At 62.0% G+C, this 17,628-nt stretch carries 9 protein-coding genes and 1 pseudogene; 7 read left to right on the forward strand and 3 right to left on the reverse strand.

The annotated features are described in order from the left end of the window. Nucleotides 1-116 precede the first annotated feature (116 nt). Both I2G43_RS07160 and I2G43_RS07165 read left to right on the forward strand, forming a co-directional pair. Nucleotides 117-1,136, forward strand: a complete 1,020-nt coding sequence (locus tag I2G43_RS07160) for a M42 family metallopeptidase (RefSeq protein WP_195535660.1) — start codon at nt 117-119, stop codon at nt 1,134-1,136. A gap of 138 nt (nt 1,137-1,274) precedes the next feature. After that, the gene (locus tag I2G43_RS07165; RefSeq protein ID WP_195535628.1) at nt 1,275-2,648 is read left to right on the forward strand and encodes a DNA-binding protein; all 1,374 of its coding nucleotides are present in this window, start codon (nt 1,275-1,277) and stop codon (nt 2,646-2,648) included. Between the two features lie 8 nt (nt 2,649-2,656). Here the strand turns inward: I2G43_RS07165 and mnmA are convergent. Both mnmA and cysK read right to left on the reverse strand, forming a co-directional pair. Next, nucleotides 2,657-3,760 (reverse strand): annotated as a pseudogene (gene mnmA, locus I2G43_RS07170) (tRNA 2-thiouridine(34) synthase MnmA); the annotation flags it as partial. Between the two features lie 178 nt (nt 3,761-3,938). Next, nucleotides 3,939-4,877 (reverse strand): cysteine synthase A, encoded by a 939-nt coding sequence (cysK, locus tag I2G43_RS07175; RefSeq protein ID WP_195535630.1) that lies wholly within the window; start codon nt 4,875-4,877, stop codon nt 3,939-3,941. A gap of 252 nt (nt 4,878-5,129) precedes the next feature. Here cysK and I2G43_RS07180 point away from each other — a divergent pair, with 252 nt between their 5' ends. Further along, nucleotides 5,130-5,558 carry an RrF2 family transcriptional regulator gene (locus tag I2G43_RS07180; RefSeq protein WP_195535631.1) on the forward strand — a complete coding sequence of 143 codons (429 nt, stop codon included), beginning with the start codon at nt 5,130-5,132 and terminating at the stop codon, nt 5,556-5,558. 68 nt (nt 5,559-5,626) lie between these two features. Here the strand turns inward: I2G43_RS07180 and I2G43_RS07185 are convergent, their stop codons facing one another. After that, on the reverse strand, nt 5,627-5,992 hold the full coding sequence (locus I2G43_RS07185; protein WP_117746372.1) for a phage holin family protein: 366 nt from the start codon (nt 5,990-5,992) through the stop codon (nt 5,627-5,629). A gap of 271 nt (nt 5,993-6,263) precedes the next feature. On the opposite strand from I2G43_RS07185, the gene I2G43_RS07190 reads away from it, so the two are divergent. The 4 genes from I2G43_RS07190 to dnaE all read left to right on the forward strand — a co-directional run bounded on the left by I2G43_RS07190 (nt 6,264) and on the right by dnaE (nt 17,621). Beyond that, nucleotides 6,264-6,563: a YerC/YecD family TrpR-related protein gene (locus I2G43_RS07190; RefSeq protein ID WP_022094855.1), complete on the forward strand. Its 300-nt coding sequence runs from the start codon at nt 6,264-6,266 to the stop codon at nt 6,561-6,563. A 201-nt stretch (nt 6,564-6,764) separates the two neighbouring features. Next, the gene (locus I2G43_RS07195; RefSeq protein WP_195535632.1) at nt 6,765-9,902 is read left to right on the forward strand and encodes a PD-(D/E)XK nuclease family protein; all 3,138 of its coding nucleotides are present in this window, start codon (nt 6,765-6,767) and stop codon (nt 9,900-9,902) included. Between the two features lie 3 nt (nt 9,903-9,905). After that, nucleotides 9,906-13,550: a UvrD-helicase domain-containing protein gene (locus I2G43_RS07200; RefSeq protein WP_195535633.1), complete on the forward strand. Its 3,645-nt coding sequence runs from the start codon at nt 9,906-9,908 to the stop codon at nt 13,548-13,550. A 267-nt stretch (nt 13,551-13,817) separates the two neighbouring features. Continuing rightward, nucleotides 13,818-17,621, forward strand: a complete 3,804-nt coding sequence (gene dnaE, locus I2G43_RS07205) for a DNA polymerase III subunit alpha (protein WP_195520733.1) — start codon at nt 13,818-13,820, stop codon at nt 17,619-17,621. Nucleotides 17,622-17,628: the final 7 nt, after the last annotated feature.

Here is a 17,628-nt window from a genome sequence, read left to right on the forward strand (position 1 = left end):
GGCGGGCACTGTTCTGGGGAGCTCGATGGGTCATCTCGCTAGGTAAAAAGATAGTTCGCGGTGGTATTGTTGCAGTGGGTTTAATTCGATATGAAAGGGTGACTTTGGTGTCCCAGATGGATTCTACGCTCTCTTATATAACTGACCAGTTGAAGGCGCTTACCTCGATTGCTTCTCCTACGGGGTTTACTCGTGCGGCGACCGATTATCTGATGGAGACGCTTCGCGATATGGGGTTTGGGCCTGAGCGTTCTAATAAGGGTAATGTGCTGGTGGAGCTTGGTGGCGAGGGTGAGCCGCTTGTGTTGGCGAGCCATGTTGATACCCTGGGCGCCATGGTGCGTTCCATTAAGGACAATGGTCGTCTGCGCCCCACGACCCTTGGCGGGCATCAGTGGTCTACGGCTGATGGCGAGAACTGCACTGTCTACACGCGTGACGGTAATGTTTATACGGGAGTGGTCCTCAACACCGAGCCCTCGGCGCATGTGGCCGATGAGCCGGTCAAGACCATTGAGAAGAACATGGAGATCTTGCTCGATGAGAATGTCGACAGCAAGGACGATGTGCTCGAGTTGGGTATTCAGACCGGTGACATCATTGCCATGGATCCGCGCACCACGGTGACGGAGAGCGGCTACATCAAGAGCCGCTTCCTGGATGACAAACTGTCTGCGGCGATTCTGCTGGGTCTGGCGCGTGCCGTCGCTGCCGGCGAGGTGACGCTTTCGCGCAAGGTTTCGCTGCTCTTTACCGTGTACGAGGAGGTCGGCCACGGCGGCGCCTTTGTGCCGGCCGACACGCGCGAGATGATCAGCGTGGACATGGGCTGCGTGGGCGACGATCTGGGCTGCACCGAGCGCATGGTTTCGATTTGCGCCAAGGATTCGGGCGGTCCGTACAACTACGACCTGGTAACCACGCTGTCCAACATCGCGCGCGAGCTGGAGCTCGACTATGCGATCGACGTGTACCCGCATTACGGCTCCGATGTCGAGGCCACGCTTTCGGCCGGCTACGACATTCGCCACGGCCTGATCGGCCCCGGCGTGTACGCGAGCCACAACTACGAGCGCAGCCACATGGACGGCGTGCGCAACACCTACGAGCTCGTCCGCGCCTACGTCCAGCGCTAGGGAAGTAGTTTGCGACTCGGCTGACCAATCGCTAAGGCCCGATCTCTCGGGCCTTTTTTCGCTTTAGGTCGTTTAGTATTATGATGTAAGTAATCTATTAACTAAACGCGTAAATTACTTAACGAGGTGATGCGGCATATGAATACATCTGAGTACTTGTCTATGGGTGATGCTGCCCGCCTGTTGGGCGTTACGAAAGCCCGCATATCTCAACTTGCCGCATCGGGAACGCTTGTGTGCGATATTGTGGGCGGCCGGAAGTTGGTCGAGTACAATTCTGCGATCGCCTACCAAAAGGTCCGCAAGCGAGGACGCCGTCCTGCGGCCGATGTTGGACGCAAGTTTACGCTGATGTCGGCCGACCATGAGGTCGCGCATGTCTCATTTGATCCGACGCGCGAGTTTCCCTTCGAAATCGCCGAGGTCCTCGATGCGCAACGAATGCCGTTTGGCACGTGCTCGAGCTCTTCTCCAACGGTGAATAAGCGGGAGCTCAACGTGTGGTGGAACCATCGGTCGGTGCCTGACGTCCGCCCCGGACTCGTCTCGCGCTATCGTGAACTGGGAATTGCCAGTGGCATCGAGGTTCCGGTTCGGTGCCTGGGCCTCTCGCTTTCGGATTGCTATTGGCTGCGCCCGGCCGATTGCGCCGAACTCAAATGGCAAAACATCAATTACTTTGAGAACGAATTTGAGCGATCGGCGCCCGAAGAGCGTTCGGGTTGGCTGGAAGGCATCGGTCTTAAAAATCCTGATAACACGTCCGAGGGCGAGCTCCCTAAATCGTGGATGATTCGCAACGGTGTTCGCGTTCTGGTCAAGGGATGCGGCATGGACGACCAACGGCCCTTTAACGAGGCGGTTGCAACGGCTCTGCATCGTCGCTTGCTGTCGGAGGGCGAGTTTGTTCCTTATACGGTTGAGCGGATGTTCGATGGCCCTGCGTGCCTGTGCGAGGATTTTCTTGACGGCCGCGAGGAATACGTTCCGGCTGTTTACGCTAAGAACGCCCTTGGTGGCCAGCGAGGAAGCTCGACGTACGACCGGTACTGCCGCTTTCTTGGTAAGCATGGAGCAGACGAGGCCGCTGTGAGAAGGTCTATGTCGCAGATGATCGTTTGCGATGCCCTTTTGGCCAACAGCGATCGCCATTGGCGAAACTTCGGTATCATCCGCAATGTCGATACCCTGGAGATAAGGCCTGCACCGCTGTTCGATAGCGGTAACTGTCTGTGGTATAACGTGCCAACTGTCTTGCTCGCGGCTGGCGAGTTTGGGTTTGCTGCTAAGCCGTTTGGGCCCGACCCTTCCGTCCAGCTGGCGCTTGCGGACTCGCTCGATTGGTTCGATTCATCGCGGCTCAACGGATTTGTTGATGAGGCGATCGAGATTCTTTCGCAGAGCGAATGGGCCACGGCGGAGGGTCGACTCGAGGCCATCCGCCGTGGCCTCGAGCGTCGCATAATCGAGGTTGGTGCCGCTGTTGAGGTACTTCGACACGTGCAGCGATAAACCCGCGGCTACTTAAGTGCGCCGGTCACGGTGCCGCCGCCCAGGACGATGTCGCCGCGGTATATAACGACGGCCTGGCCGGGGGCGATGGCTCGTTGCGGCTCGTCAAAGGTCAGCAGCATTTGTCCGTCGGCGCCACGTGTAAGGGTTGCTGCCTGGTCCTTTTGACGGTAGCGGTATTTGGCGCCCACGTGAATGCCGCCGGCATCGAGCTCTGCCTCCATGCCGGCGGCAGGGGCGCTCCAGATCCACTCATCGGCCGTGAGCGCTGTGGCTGTCAGGTCCTCGGCCTCGCCCAGATGCACGGTGTTGTTGGTGGCATCGACGCCCGTTACGTACACGGGATGCGCCATCGCGACGCCCAAGCCCTTGCGCTGGCCGATGGTATAGCGCAGCGCGCCGTTATGGCGTCCGACCACGCTGCCGTCGCGCCACACAATGTCGCCCGGTGCAGCGGCATGTCCGCAGCGGCGCTCGATATAGCCCGCGTAGTCGCCGTCCGCGATAAAGCAGATATCCTCGCTCTCGGCCTTCTTGGCGTTTATGAAGCCCTGTTCGGCGGCAATGCGGCGCACGTCGCGCTCTTTGTCCAAGCCTGCCAGCGGAAAGATCGTGCGTGCCAGACGCTCTTGCGTGAGCGAATACAAAAAGTAACTCTGGTCCTTCTTAGGGTCCTCGCCGCGGTGCAGCTGCCAGGTGCCGTCGGACGCCTGACTCGTTTTGGCGTAGTGACCTGTGGCGATGTAGTCGCAGCCCATATCGAGTGCCGCATCGAGCAACGCGCCAAACTTAATATGGCGGTTGCAGATGATGCATGGGTTGGGCGTCAACCCCTCCTGATAGGCAGTCACAAATCGCTCGATAACGTTGCGGTCGAAGGTCTGCTGCAGGTCGAGCACATGGTGGGGTATCCCCAGGCGCTCGGCGACGGCCTTTGCATCGGCGATGTCGCGGTCGACCTTGCTCATGCCTGTGACGGGATCGGGCGCGGGGCAAGTGAGGCGCATGGTGGCGCCAACGCATTCGTAGCCCTGGCTTTTGAGCAGGTACGCGGTCACGCTGGAATCGACGCCGCCGCTCATGGCGACGAGCACGCGCTTGTTGTGCATGGGGAGGTTCTCCTTGGTGGCATGCGGCCAAAAAAGAAAAGCGGCGCGGGAGGCTGGTTCCGCGCCGCAGACATTGTAGCAAGTTCGGGTGCTTCGTGGGACACCCTAACGAGATGGGCTCAGGCCGCCAGAAGAGAGGGGAGACCGGCGTGCCTTGAACTCATCCGTTCAACAGCAGGAACTAGTCCTGGAAGAGTGCCGTGGACAGGTAGCGCTCGCCGGTGTCGGCCAGCAGCGCCACGATGGTCTTGCCCTCGTTCTCGGGGCGCTTGGCCAGCTGCAGCGCGGCCCACACGGCGGCGCCGGACGAAATGCCCACGAGCACGCCCTCCTTGTTGCCCACGGCGCGACCGGTGGCAAAGGCGTCCTCGTTCTCGACGGGGATGATCTCGTCATAGACCTGGGTGTCGAGGACGTCGGGCACAAAGCCGGCGCCGATGCCCTGGATCTTGTGCGGGCCGGCCTGACCCTTGGAGAGTACCGGGGAGGTGGCGGGCTCGACGGCGACGACCTTGATCTCGGGGTTCTGCTCCTTGAGGAACTCACCCACGCCGGTCACGGTACCGCCGGTGCCAACGCCGGCAACGAAGATGTCGACCTTACCGTCGGTGTCGTCCCAGATCTCGGGGCCGGTCGTGGCCTTGTGAATGGCCGGGTTCGCGGGGTTCACAAACTGACCGGCGATGATGCTGTTGGGGGTCTCCTTCTGCAGCTCCTCGGCCTTGGCGATGGCACCCTTCATGCCCTTAGAGCCGTCGGTGAGAACGAGCTGCGCACCATACGCCTGCATCAGCTTGCGGCGCTCGACGGACATAGTCTCGGGCATGGTGATGATCACCTTGTAGCCGCGGGCGGCCGCCACGGAGGCGATACCGACGCCGGTGTTGCCGCTCGTGGGCTCGATGATGGTGTAGTCGCCGCCGCGCACGAGCTTGCCGGCCTTCTCGGCCTCGTCGATCATGTTCTTGGCGACGCGGTCCTTAACGGAGCCGGCGGGGTTGAAGTACTCGAGCTTGACGAGCACGCGGGCCTTGAGGTCCTCGTCGGCCTCAAAGTGGGTGAGCTCCAGAAGCGGAGTGTGGCCGATAAGCTGATCGATGGACGTGTAAACCTTGCTCATGGTGAACCTCCAAAGTGTTCAAGTTGCTGGATACCGTGTGAGTTTACGGTGTGTCGAACAGTCAAACCCACAAACCTAATAGGTTGTTCGTATAGCTGTTGGGAAGCATAGTAGACAGTAAAGCCTAGTAATGCAATAGGAAATTGTGAATTATTACGAGTCGATGAACCACCTTGACTGGAACGGGTATTTTCAAAGTCAATTTTTCGGCTAGAATTTCTAGGACTAAAAGACCGAAAGGCAGCACTATATATGTTGGTTTCTACTAAGGGCAGGTACGCCCTGCGCGTTATGGTCGACCTGGCCGAGCACCAGGCGGCCGGCCGTATCCCGCTTAAAGAGATTGCGGCACGTCAGGGTATTTCGGAGAAGTATCTCGAGAATATTCTGGCGACGCTCGTGCGCGCCAATATGCTCTCGGGCATGCGCGGCAAGGGCGGCGGCTACGTGCTCACGCGTCCACCCGAGCAGTATACGGTGGGCGAGATCCTGCGCCTAACCGAGGGCAGCCTGGCGCCGGTTGCATGTCTGGACGGCGACTGCAAGGGCTGCTCGCGCTCGGATGAGTGTCCCACGCTCGACGTGTGGAAGAACCTGGACAAGCTCATCAACGACTACCTCGACGGCGTGACGCTTGATCAACTTGTCACTCACAACGAGGGCTACGACTACGTGATCTAGGGCTCTAACAGAATGTGATGGCGCGGGCCGACCTGTGGTGGGTTGGCCCGCGCTTTATGTCTATTGGACTAATCGTTGGCGACGCCGTCGAGGATGCTGCGCATGATGGATACCAGGATGCTGCCCATAAAGGCCGAGCCAAAGCTGGCGATAGAAATGCCGGCGCCTAGGAGATTAACCGACAGGTAGCTGGCGAGCTCGAGCATAAAGCTGTTGACCACAAGCTGGAAAATGCCGAGCGTAATAATGGTGAGCGGCAGCGAGATAACCGTGAGGAACGGCTTGACGAGCGAGTCGACAATGTTCAGGAACAGCCCTACAAAGGCAAAGCAGACCCAGGCTTCGGCAAAACCGAAGGGTTGGATGCCGGGGACGAGAAACGTGGCGATCGCAATGGCGATCGAGGTGAAGAGCCAGTTAAGCATAAAGCGCATGGTGTGATCCCTTTCTGCGCAGACAGTGTGTCGCTTTGTTTGGACGCCCATTGTCGCAAATATTCGTGGAGCTTACGTGCGCATTTAGTTTCAAAACGGCGTTCGTCCTGAAAAACGCGCCGCTGACAGAGAGTCTTATCGCTTTAGTTTAGTGGTGTGCTACACTGCTACGGGCAAATGCCCCATGCATTGTTTTATTGCATAGAACGGGCGAACGATGCCCGATGTCAGTATCAACTTCGATGCCTTTTGGCAGGTTTGGCGGTGATCGATGAATATCGAGAACATGTTTGACAAGCCTGATGTCAAGCAGCTGGTCCACGCATTTAGTCTTTTGGACGACGAGAAGGATATTCAAGCGTTTTTGACCGATATCTGCACGCCGCGCGAGATCTGCGATCTTTCTCAGCGCCTGCAGGTCGCGCGTTATCTGGATGAGGGCGAGCCCTATGTTGAGGTTCAGGCCCGCACCGGTGCTTCGTCCACCACGGTGAGCCGCGTGTCCAAGGCGCTCAACGGCGAGTACGGCGGCTATCGCAAGATCCTCATCAAGCTGGAGGATGGCGAGTAGGCCAACGGCAAAAACGAATTGCACAGAACCGTCCCTTCGGGGGCGGTTTTTTGGTGCAAGGGGGTCAGGTTATCTTGCACTAATGTGGTGCAAACAAACCTGACCCCGATGCACCAAAAGATGTTGGTGTGGTGCCATGTTGTCCGCGTGGGCGGGTAGGATGGATACATTGAATATTGCGAACGGTTTGAGTGGAGGACCATGCCTGTTCGAATCTATACCACCAATGCCGGCGCGGACCTGAGCGATGCCGAGGCGGCGATTCTTGCCGACCTTGTTGCCCGACATGGGCGCGCCGTATTGCTGGCGCCTACGTTTGCCGAGCTCGACCTGTGCCGTCACGATGCGGCGGTGGCCGGCGCCTCGCTGGGCGTTGACTACAAGACTCCCTCGTCGTGGCTCCGTTCGCTGTGGGAGCTGATGGGCGACGGCCGCAGCTTCGTCGACAACCTGCAGCGTCAGATGCTGTTCTCGGATATGGTTGCCCGTCGCGACGATGCCGATCTGCAGCCGCTTTCTCGTAGCCAGGGCACGGTGCGCATGCTCGCACGCATGGCTCGCGATGTGCTTCCGGGCGTGGCGGGGACAGGTGCCGAACGCCACTGTGGCAACGCCTGCCAGCCCGAGCCCAAAAGCGATGCCGAGGCCCGCGTGTTCGAGCTTTTGCGCGCCTATGCGAGTGGCTTGGACCGCCGAGATATGGTCGAACCCTGCGAGGCGGCCGACATGATGGCCGGTGCCTTAGCCGACAATCTGCCAACCTGCGTCCGCGCTGTGTTTGTGCGTGGCGTCACGTCGTTTGCGCACGGCCTGCTTGAGCTGCTGTCTGCCGTGGCGAATGGCGGGGGAGAGGTCGTCGTGCTGCTCGCCCGCGAGCAGGCGGCAATGCGCGAGGAACTTGCTGCGGCCTTTGATGCCCGCGGCGTACTGTTTGAGATTGCGCCGCTGGGGGAGGACGCTGCTGCCTCTAAGCCCGCCGCTCAGCCTGCCTTTATAGAGGTTGCCGGTCCCCATGCCCGCGCCTATGCCTATGCGAATGCTATTGATAAGTTGGTAAAGGCGCGCGAGGGTGCCGCACCGCGCGACGGCGCTGCGGCACCGGCCGATCCTGCGCGCGTGCTCGTGGTGTCCGCCCGGGCACCCCAGTTGTTCGGCGAGCTTGCCGCTCGTTTGGCGGCGCGCCACATCGCGGCCGAGACAACCGAGTTCACGGCGTTTTCCCAATCCATCGCGGGCAGGCAGTTCACGGCGCTTGCCAACCTGATCGAGCGCATGAAGGCTGCTGACGAGGGCACCGCCTCCAAGACCGAGTGGTGGCCCGCCCCGGAGCTTACCGACTGGATTTATAGCCCACTTTCGGGCGCCGACGCCGCCAGCGCGCGAACCTTCGATAAGAACATGCGCCTGTCGCGCAGCAAGACCACTGCGGGCGTCAAGAGTCTGCTACAGAGCGTGCAGGGCCAAGTGAGGGGTGCGCGCAAGGCGGCCAGCGACCAGAACTGGTTTAAGAACGTGCCGTGCGTGGTCTCGGATGTGTTCCAGGCGCTATGGCGTGACAAGCCCGTGACGGCGCTCAAGGCCATGCTCGCGGTTGCCGAGGCGCTGCCCGATCGCGCCCTGGGCGGCCTTGACGGCCGGGCCCGTCGCCAGGCCGAGACGGCCCTGCTGCGCCATGCCATCGACATCCTTATGAACGACGCCCGCGCGCTCGATGTGTCGCAGGCGGCGACCGTACCCGTGCTCGATGGCGTCCGCACCAAGGTGGACAAGCGCAGTACCGCTTACGATTACGAGACCTACGAGGTCGACCGCACTCCGCGCGCCCAGGTGCGATTCGCGTCGCTTGCCGATGCGGCGGCGCTGCGCCCCGCCAGCTACGATGCCGTGCTGTTTGCCGATGTCGACCTGGACAGTTATCCGCTTTCGCATGAGGAGGGCCCGTTGGCCACGTTGACGGAAGAGTTGGGTCGCGGCGGCGTGACGCTTGAGCCCGCGGCCCTGCTGCGCGTGCGTTTTGGCCGTGCGATGCAAGCGTCGCGTGGTCCGGTTACGCTCGCCCGCGTGACCCACGATCGCCAGGCGCGCGAGTGCTACCCGGCGGCCGTGTGGACCGAGTTGCGGGCGCGCGCCAAGGCCGCTGACGACGCCAAGGCCGCTGGCGCTGACAAGGCCGCTGACGCCGACAAGGTCACCGCCGCCAAGGCGACGTGCGTGGGCGAGGGCGATATCGTGAGGGACTTCGACCCCGCCGCCGGCGAAGGGCTCGAGCGCAAGCGGGTCGCATGCGAAGCCCCTCAGCATCTGAGCGCCGAGGCCGTGCCGTATCTGGTTTTGCGCCGCCGCGATGGTGAGGGCGAGGATGCGCCGCTCGTGCCGCGTTTAACGTCCGCCTCGCAAATCGAGGCATATTCCACCTGCCCGCTGTGCTGGTTTGTGTCCTATCGCGTAAAACCCCAGTCTATCGATGCAGGCTTTGGCAACATGGAGAAGGGCAACTTTGTCCATGACGTGCTGGAGCACCTGCATGCTCGTCTGCCCCAGGAGGGCATGGAACGCGTGACGCCCATGAACCTGCCGCGCGCACAGGAGCTGCTGCGCGAGGTCTTCGACGAGACTCTGGCCGAGCACGCCGGCAAGCGCGGTACCGAGGGCCCGCTGGTGCCGCTCTCACCGGTGGAGGAACGCCAGGTGGCCGAGATCTTGCCGCAGCTGGAGGACGTGCTCGCCTATGAGTCCGAGGCGCTTGCGCCCTTTGTCCCGCGCTATCTGGAGTTTGCGTTTAACGAGCTTAAGGTCGAGTATGCCGGCTGGCCGCTCGGCGGGCGCATCGACCGCGTGGACGTGGATGCCGAGAACCGCGCCGTGGTGATCGACTACAAGCATCGTTCGGGCGTCGAGGAATATAAGCTCGCCGACCCCACGGTGTTCGATGAGAAGACGGGCGCGGTGCCCGCCGACGACCCGCGTTGGCTGCCGCCGCATACCCAGACGCTCATCTACGCGCAGGCCATGCGGCGGGCGCTGGACTTGAACACGCGCGCCGCGCTCTACTTTTCGACCAAGGGCGGCAAGCCGGCGCTGCGCGGCGCCGCGAGTGACGAGCTGCTCGAGGAGGAGCGCGGCGACGGTCGTATTCCGGGCCTTAAGAAAGGCTTCCCGGGCGAGGGCGGCAACATGGACTTCGACACCCTGCTCGACCGCGTGGAGGCCGGAATTGCCGAGCGCCTGCGCGAGCTCGAGGCGGGCGTCGTGGCTGCCGTCGATCCGACATCGCCGCAGGCAGCGCACGCGCGCTGTTCGTATAACCACGAAGGAACGTTTGTAAGGAGGGACGTGTAGACCATGGATCTTTCGACTTTGATGCCGCAACAGCTGCAAGTCGTCAAAACGCTCGACCGCCCGCTGTTTGTCTCGGCGGGCGCCGGTTCGGGTAAGACCTTTACCCTCACGCGCCGTATCGTCTACGCGCTCTCGCCCGAATCCGGTCCGTTCATTGAGCATCTGGACCAGGTGCTCGCCATTACCTTTACCAAGGACGCCGCGGCCGAGATCCGCGACCGCGTGCGCCGTGCGCTTATCGAAGAGGGCATGGACGAGGAAGCCCTGACGGTTGACGATGCCTGGATTTCGACCATCCACGGCATGTGTTCGCGTATCCTGCGCGCGCATGCGCTGGAGCTGGGCATCGACCCCGAATTTACGGTGCTCACCGATACCGATGAGCTCATGGATCAGGCTGTCGAGCATGTGCTGGGCCGTGCGACGGCGCCCGATGCCGCCCCCGAGCTTGCCGCCTCGCTTAGAAGTCTCTATGCCTGGTATCCCATGGCAGGCGAGGGCGGTCCCTTTGGTGGCGGCACCACCATCAAGGGCTTGGTGCGCGACCTGCTGGAGCTGTCCAGCCAGCTACCGGGTGGTATGGACGACGTGTGCGTGCTTCGCGGCTGCTCCGATACCTCGGCACTTGCCGATGCCTATCGTGCGGCGCTCGGCGCGAGCAAGGCCGCGACCGAGAAGGCGCAGGTGGCGCTCGAGGCCATCGACGCGTTCGAGGCGAGCGACAAGACCATGGCGGATGTGGCGCGGCTCATGATGTCGTGCGGCATGCCGCGCGCGAGCAAGATGTTCCCTAAGGAGAATGTCGAGCTGCTCAAGGCAGAGGCTGCCGACACGTTTGTCAACATTGTGCTGGCTTGCGGCGACCCGGCGCTCGATGCGCTGACGGGGCTCGCCCGTGCCGTAGAGGCGGAGTATCGCGCGCTCAAGGCCGACCAGTCCGCGCTCGATAATAACGATCTGCTGCGCATGGCATACGAGGCGCTGCGCGATTATCCCGCCATCCGAGCCGCCTACGAGGGCCGCTTTAAGATGGTCATGATCGATGAGTTCCAGGACACCGACCAGATGCAGGTCGATCTGATTCGCTACCTGACGGGTGCGGGCGAGCGTGCGCTGTGCACGGTGGGCGACGCGCAGCAGTCGATCTATCGCTTCCGTGGTGCCGAGGTCGAGGTCTTCCGCCGCCAGGAGCGCAAGGTGGGCGCTTCGGGCGCGGCCGAGGCATCGGCCGACGCTGGTACTGCCGCTGATGCTCCCGCCGGCGAGCTCGTCAAACTCGTGCGCAATTTCCGCAGCCACGACGAGGTCCTGCGCTACGTGGCGCGTGTCTTTGACGGCGATACCGGTGGCCTTATGCAGGGCTTTTTGGATCTTGAGCCGAGCGATGAGCGCGAAGACAAGCTCGAGGCAGAGGCGTCGCGTCGGCAGGCGCTGCTCGTTGTCGGCGGCAGTACACAGGAGCGAACGCAGGCGAAAGCTCATGCAATTGCGGAGCGGTTCCATGCGCTCGTCAAGGCGGGGCAGCCTCAGGGCGATATGGTGTTGCTGCTGGGCCGCATGACCAATGCCGACGTCTATGCCCAAGCGTTCCGTGACCAGGGACTCGACTGCGTCATCGCGGGCGGCTCGGTCTTTGCCCAGGCTGCCGAGGTGCAGGCGATTCGCGCCCTGGTGTGCGCGCTTGCCAACCCGGCGGACACGGCGCAGGGCCTTATGCCCCTGCTGGCCTCACCGATGTTTGCCCTGGGCGCCCAGGAGTTTCTGGCGCTGGCGACCAAGCTCGACGAGCAGACGGGGGAGACCTCGCGCCGCAATATCGATGCGGGTATTATGAGCGACTGCGACGTGCCCGGCCTGCAGAATCTGCCACTGGTGACGCGCGCTCGCGAAGTGCTGCGCTATGCGTTCCGCCGCGTAGGCCGCGATTCGTTTGCCGTTATCGCTCGCGATGTGGTCAACGCCTCGGGCTGGTTTGTGCGCCTGGCGCAGCGTGGCCCCGAGGGCAAGGCCATCGCCGCCAACGTGCTCAAGGCGCTCGATGCCGTGGCAGAGGCAGAGGCCGAGTTCGGCAACTCGCCGCGCTCCATTGCACTCGCCTTCGATCGTTTCTTGGCGGGTAAGGAAGCGCCGGGCGCGCTCAACGAGGAGGGCAACGGCGCGGTGCGCATCATGACGGTGCATGCGTCCAAGGGTCTGGAATATCCGGTCGTGGCGGTTTCCGAGTGCTTTGGCGTACGCAAGTCGACCGGAGCTGCCCAGATGGGGCGTGTCGAGGGCGGCGCGCAGGTTGTGGCGCTGCCGGCACGCTTCGATGGCGTTAAACTCGCGGACGGCACGTTCGTCAAGGGTGACGACGTCAAAAAGCAGTTTGAGCACGCATTTAAGGGCAAGGGTACGTCGCCGTGGCTTTCGCCGGAACTTATGGACGACGTCTGTGCGACGGGTTCTCCCGCCGAGGCATTTGTTCGCCTGCGCAACGATGACCTGCAACTTTCGCTCGAGGAGCGGGCCCGCTTGCTCTACGTCGCCATGACGCGTGCGCGCGAGCTGGTGATTCTGGCGATGGACGTCGCCGTGAGCCGCGGTAAGGTGCCGGCGCCGTCTTTCGACGTCGAGTCCGACCTGACCTATGACGTGCTGCGCCGCATCCTGCCTGGCCAGGGCTTGGGTATGCCGCAGCTCGATGCCGACCACTTGGTGTTCGACAATTCCCAGCCGGGGGACTACGAGCTTATCTCGCTGGCAAACTTTACCTTTGACGAGCAGACGTTTGAGGCTAACGCTTCGCTGGATGCCGAGGGAAGGCTTGTCCGCGGTGATGCGGAGGCAGAGGTTGTTGATGCGGGTACTCGCGTCGCCGTTCCCAGTCCTGCCGACCCCGAGCCCGATGCGTTTGAGCTCGTGTATCCCCAGGCGGTGGGTGTGCGTATGGGTACCTGCCCGTATCCAGCGCGCGATTCGTACAGCTATTCGTCGATTGCCGCAGCGCTGCATGCCGAGGCCGAGGACCGTGCCGCCGAGGCGCGCGTGCCCATGGACGAGGCCGGCGATGATGCGGAGTCGGATGGCTCGGAGATGACGGACGCGGACGTGGCCGCCGCTGAGCCCGCCGGCAACCCCATGGCGCTGGGCTCGGCGTTCCATGCCGCCTGCCAGTGGCTGATTGAGATGGGCGCCGACGAATTGCCTGCCGAGCGCGCCGATGCACTGACGCGCCTGTGGCATCTGACGCCGGAGCAACGCGAGCGTTTCGATGTCGCCCTGAATCGCTGGCTCAGGTCATCGGTTCGCGCCGAGCTGCTTGCCTGGCCGTGCGTTCGTGCCGAGGTGCCGTTCTTCTCGCTGGGCTGCGAGGACGAGGACATTGCCCGCTACGGTGCGTATGCCGAGGGCGCTATCGATGCGCTGGCGACCGATCCTGCTAATCCGTCGCGTGCGCTGGTCATCGACTACAAGACGGGTGGCACGCCGGACGAGACGCCGGATCAGTTGCTAGAGAAACACGCCCTGCAAGCGCGCGTCTATTCGGATGTTCTGCACAAGGCGGGCTTTGAGGCCGTGACGGTCAAGTTCGTTCGCGTGGAACAGACGGCCCCAGCTGTCTTCGCCGAGCTCGCCGAGCCCCAAGTAGTCACCTACAACCTCTAACCTCAATAACTTGCGGTGGAATACGGACTGTTTTGACCAGAAAAGCCGCCAATCAGTCCGTATTTCACCGCAACGGTAGGAGGGTCGCTCGGGTCCCTTGGAAGTTGCGGTGGAATAGTTCCTGAATTGCTGCTCAGGCGGGGCAAACAGGAACTATTTCACCGCAACTCAATAGGAGCCGTGTGGGTTTGGCTAGGTTCGGGTGCTGTCCGTGCCGTGCGGTAAAATCGTTCAGTCAGAACACGAACCCGCATCGGAGCTCATCACATGGCATTCGTCCATCTGCACAATCACACTGTCTTCTCCATGCTCGACGGCGCAACCCGTATCCAGGATATGGTCAACCGTGCCGTTGAGCTGGGCATGCCCGCTGTGGCCATTACCGACCACGGCTACATGTATGGCGTACCCGACCTGGCGCTGGCCTGCGACGCCGTCAACCACAACACGCCCGAGTACAAAACGTGGAGCCACGACAAGGCCTTCTTGGAAAAGGACCGCCGCGACGAGCTGGTGGAGCCCGACCCCGAGGCAAACCCGCGCGAGCATGCCCAGTACGTCAAAGACATGGCCATGTGGGACGAGAAGGGCAACATCGACGAGCTCAAGCCGCCCCTGGTCATCAAACCCATCTTTGGCTGCGAGGTCTACTTTACGCCGGACGAGACACTCGCCCGCGACCACAAGCCCGAGCTCTACCACATGATCCTCCTGGCCAAGGACCAGGAGGGCTACGTCAACCTGATGCAGACGGTTTCCGAGGCCGCCGTGCAGGGCTTTTACTACAAGCCGCGTGTGACGCTCGACAACCTGCGCCGCCATGCCAAGGGCATGATCTGCACCAGCGCCTGTATCGCGGGCATCATCCCCAAATACATCGACCGCGGCGACATGGAAGGCGCCATCAAGTGGGCCGAGACCTTCCGTGATACCTTCGAGCCCGGTGACTTCTACATCGAGATCCAGGAACACGGCATCACCACCGACAACGGCCTGACTGACGAGCAGATGGACCGCACGCTCATCGACATCGCCAAGCAGGTGGGCGTCAAGGTCATCGCCACCAACGACTTCCACTACCTGCGCCGCGAGGATGCGCCCGTGCAGGACGTCATCATGTGCATTGGCATGAACGCCAAGGTCGACGACCCCAACCGCATGCGCATGACCGGCTCGGAGTTCTACATGAAGACCGAGGAGGAGATGCGGGCGATGTTCCCGTATTGTCCCGAGGCCTGCGACAACACGCTCGAGATCGCCGACAAGTGCTATGTGGAGTTGGACTGGGACTCCATCATCCTGCCGCGCTTCCCGTTGCTCGATCCCGGCGAGACGCACGAGAGCCAGTTCCGCCGCGAGTGCGAGAAGGGCCTGCGCCAGCACTACGGCGACGACTGGGCCACGCGCGAGATCGGCGGTGTCAACATCAAAGAGCGCTTTGAGTACGAATACAAGGTCATCTGCGACAAGGGCTTTGCCGCCTACTTCTTGATCGTTGCCGAGTACGTGCAATGGGCCAAGGACAACGGCATCGGCGTCGGCCCCGGCCGTGGCTCGGCCGCCGGCGCTATCGTCGCCTACGCCATGAACATCACCGCGTTCGACCCGCTCGAGAACGGCCTGATGTTCGAGAGGTTCCTGTCCCCGCAGCGTACCGAGATGCCCGATATCGATATGGACTTCGACGATGAGCGGCGCCTCGAGGTCGTTGAGCACGTTCGTCAGCTCTACGGCCCCGAGAAAGTCACCCACGTCATCACCTACTCGACCATCAAGGCCAAGCAAGCCATCAACGACGCCGCGCGCGTCCTGGACTACCCGGTCTACATGGGCCAGCGCCTGTCCAAGATGGTCTCGAGCGACCCCAAGGTCAAACTCAAGCAGGTGCTCGACAAGCAACCCGGCAAAGAGGATCTGTTTAACCCCGACTTTGCCGAGGCCTATAAAAAGGACGACGACGCCCGCCGCATCATCGACACGGCGCTCTCTATCGAGGGCCTCACTCGTGGCGAGGGCGTGCACGCGTGCGCCGTCCTGATCTGCCGTGACCCCGTCAACGAGCACGTACCGACCAAGCTCGACACCAAGGGCGGCGTCGAGATTACCCAGTACGAGGGCCATACCGTCGCCGACATGGGCCTGCTCAAGATGGACTTCCTGGGCCTGCGTACGCTGACGGTTATCTCCAAGGCAAAGGCCAACATCAAAAAGAACTTCGGCATCGACATCAAAGAGGAAGAGATTCCCTTTGACGACCCCGAGATCTTTAAGCTCATGGGTTCCGGCCACACCGCCGGCGTCTTCCAGGTCGAGTCCGCCGGCATGACGGCCACGATCAAGAACATGAAGCCCACCGAGTACAAGCACGTCGTGGCATTGATCGCCCTGTACCGCCCGGGCCCGTTGGGCGCCGGCATGGTCTCGTCCTACATCAACCGTATGAACGGCAAGGAGCCGGCCGTCTCCTACGACGACCGTCTGGACGACATCCTGGGCGAAACCTACGGCACCATGGTCTACCAGGAGCAGGTTATGCTCATCTCCGTCGAGATGTGCGGCTTTTCCAAGGGCGAATCGGACTCGCGTATCCGTAAGCCCGTGGCTAAGAAGAAGATCAAGCTGCTCACGTCGACGGTGCTCCACTGGGAGGACGGCTCGGACGAGACCACCTACGACCACTGGATGAACGGCGCCATCAAGAACAACTACACGCGCGAGGTCGCCCAGAAGATTTGGGACGATGTCCTCGAGTTCGCGTCCTACGCCTTCAACAAGTCGCACTCCGCCGGCTACGCCATCCTGGTTATGCAGACGGCGTGGCTCAAGGCACACTATCCGCACGAGTACATGGCGGCCGTTCTGACGTCCTATACGGGCAAGACCGACAAGATCGTGCACTACGTCTCGGCATGCCGTCACGACGGCATCCCCGTGCTTTCGCCAGATGTCAACGAGTCCGGTACCGAGTTCACGGCTACCAAGGAGGGCGTGCGTTTTGGTCTGGCCGGCATCCGCGGCGTGGGCACCGGCGTGGCGCAGGCGATTATCGCCGAGCGCGAGGCGGGCGGCCCGTTTAAGACGCTGCACGACTTTGTCGAGCGCGTGGACTCGAGCCAGGCCAACCGCCGCGTAATCGAATCGCTGATCAAGGCAGGCGCCTTCGACTCCACGGGGTATCCGCGTCGCCAGATGATGCACTTTGTGGACAAGAACAACCCCGAGAACATCATCGATGCCGCGGTGAAGCGCCAGAAGGATCGTGCGAGCGGCCAGACGTCGTTCTTCGACATGTTTGGCGACGTTGAGGGCTCGGGCTTTGAGGTGAGCGTGCCCGATCCGGACGGCCAGGAGTGGGACCGCCACCTTAAGCTGAGCCAGGAGAAGGAGGTTCTGGGCATCTATGTCTCGGACCACCCGCTGCGCCCGTTTGAGTATGCACTAGCCAAGGCGCGCGACTTCTCGTTCTCGCAGATCGATACCGGCTACGAAGTTCAGAATCCTACGGGCGGCACCATCAACCAGGAGATTCCCGAGGGCAAGGCGCTGTGGTGGGCCGGCATGGTCTCGAGCGTGTCCAAGCGCGTGACCAAAAACGGTGACCCCATGGGCATCGTGCAGCTCGAGGACATGGAAGGCGAGGCCACCGTCGTCGTGTTCCCCAAGACCTATAAAGAGGCCGAGGGGTACCTGTACGGCGAGGTCGATCCCGAGACCGGCGCGCAGCTGTCCGATGCCTTTGTGCGCATTAAGGGCAAGCTCGAGCGCTCGGACCGCGGCGACCAGATCATCGCGCAGGAGATCGTGCCGCTCGAGCTCAACGAGGAGAACAACAAGCCCAAGGTGTTTGAGGTCATGGTGCCTAACAGCCGCTTTAGCCAGGGCAATATGGCGCGCCTGGCCACGGTGCTCACCGCTAACCCGGGCGGCGACCGCGTGGAGATCTTTATCGAGCAGGTGGACGGGCGCGTGCTGCGTGCCGAGGTACCTGCCAAGGTCAACGCGCGTTCGATTCCGCTGCTGGCCGAGGCCAAGGCCATTGTGGGTAACCAGGGCCGCGTGACGGTGATCTAAGCTACCC

This window comes from Collinsella aerofaciens (genome assembly GCF_015557435.1).
GTDB lineage: Bacteria > Actinomycetota > Coriobacteriia > Coriobacteriales > Coriobacteriaceae > Collinsella > Collinsella aerofaciens_Z.

Coding starts and splice junctions, on each gene's coding strand:
- I2G43_RS07160 (WP_195535660.1), top strand. CDS start 117: ATGGATTCTACGCTCTCTTATATAACTGACCAGTTGAAGGCGCTTACC.
- I2G43_RS07165 (WP_195535628.1), top strand. CDS start 1,275: ATGAATACATCTGAGTACTTGTCTATGGGTGATGCTGCCCGCCTGTTG.
- cysK (WP_195535630.1), bottom strand. CDS start 4,877: ATGAGCAAGGTTTACACGTCCATCGATCAGCTTATCGGCCACACTCCG.
- I2G43_RS07180 (WP_195535631.1), top strand. CDS start 5,130: ATGTTGGTTTCTACTAAGGGCAGGTACGCCCTGCGCGTTATGGTCGAC.
- I2G43_RS07185 (WP_117746372.1), bottom strand. CDS start 5,992: ATGCGCTTTATGCTTAACTGGCTCTTCACCTCGATCGCCATTGCGATC.
- I2G43_RS07190 (WP_022094855.1), top strand. CDS start 6,264: ATGAATATCGAGAACATGTTTGACAAGCCTGATGTCAAGCAGCTGGTC.
- I2G43_RS07195 (WP_195535632.1), top strand. CDS start 6,765: ATGCCTGTTCGAATCTATACCACCAATGCCGGCGCGGACCTGAGCGAT.
- I2G43_RS07200 (WP_195535633.1), top strand. CDS start 9,906: ATGGATCTTTCGACTTTGATGCCGCAACAGCTGCAAGTCGTCAAAACG.
- dnaE (WP_195520733.1), top strand. CDS start 13,818: ATGGCATTCGTCCATCTGCACAATCACACTGTCTTCTCCATGCTCGAC.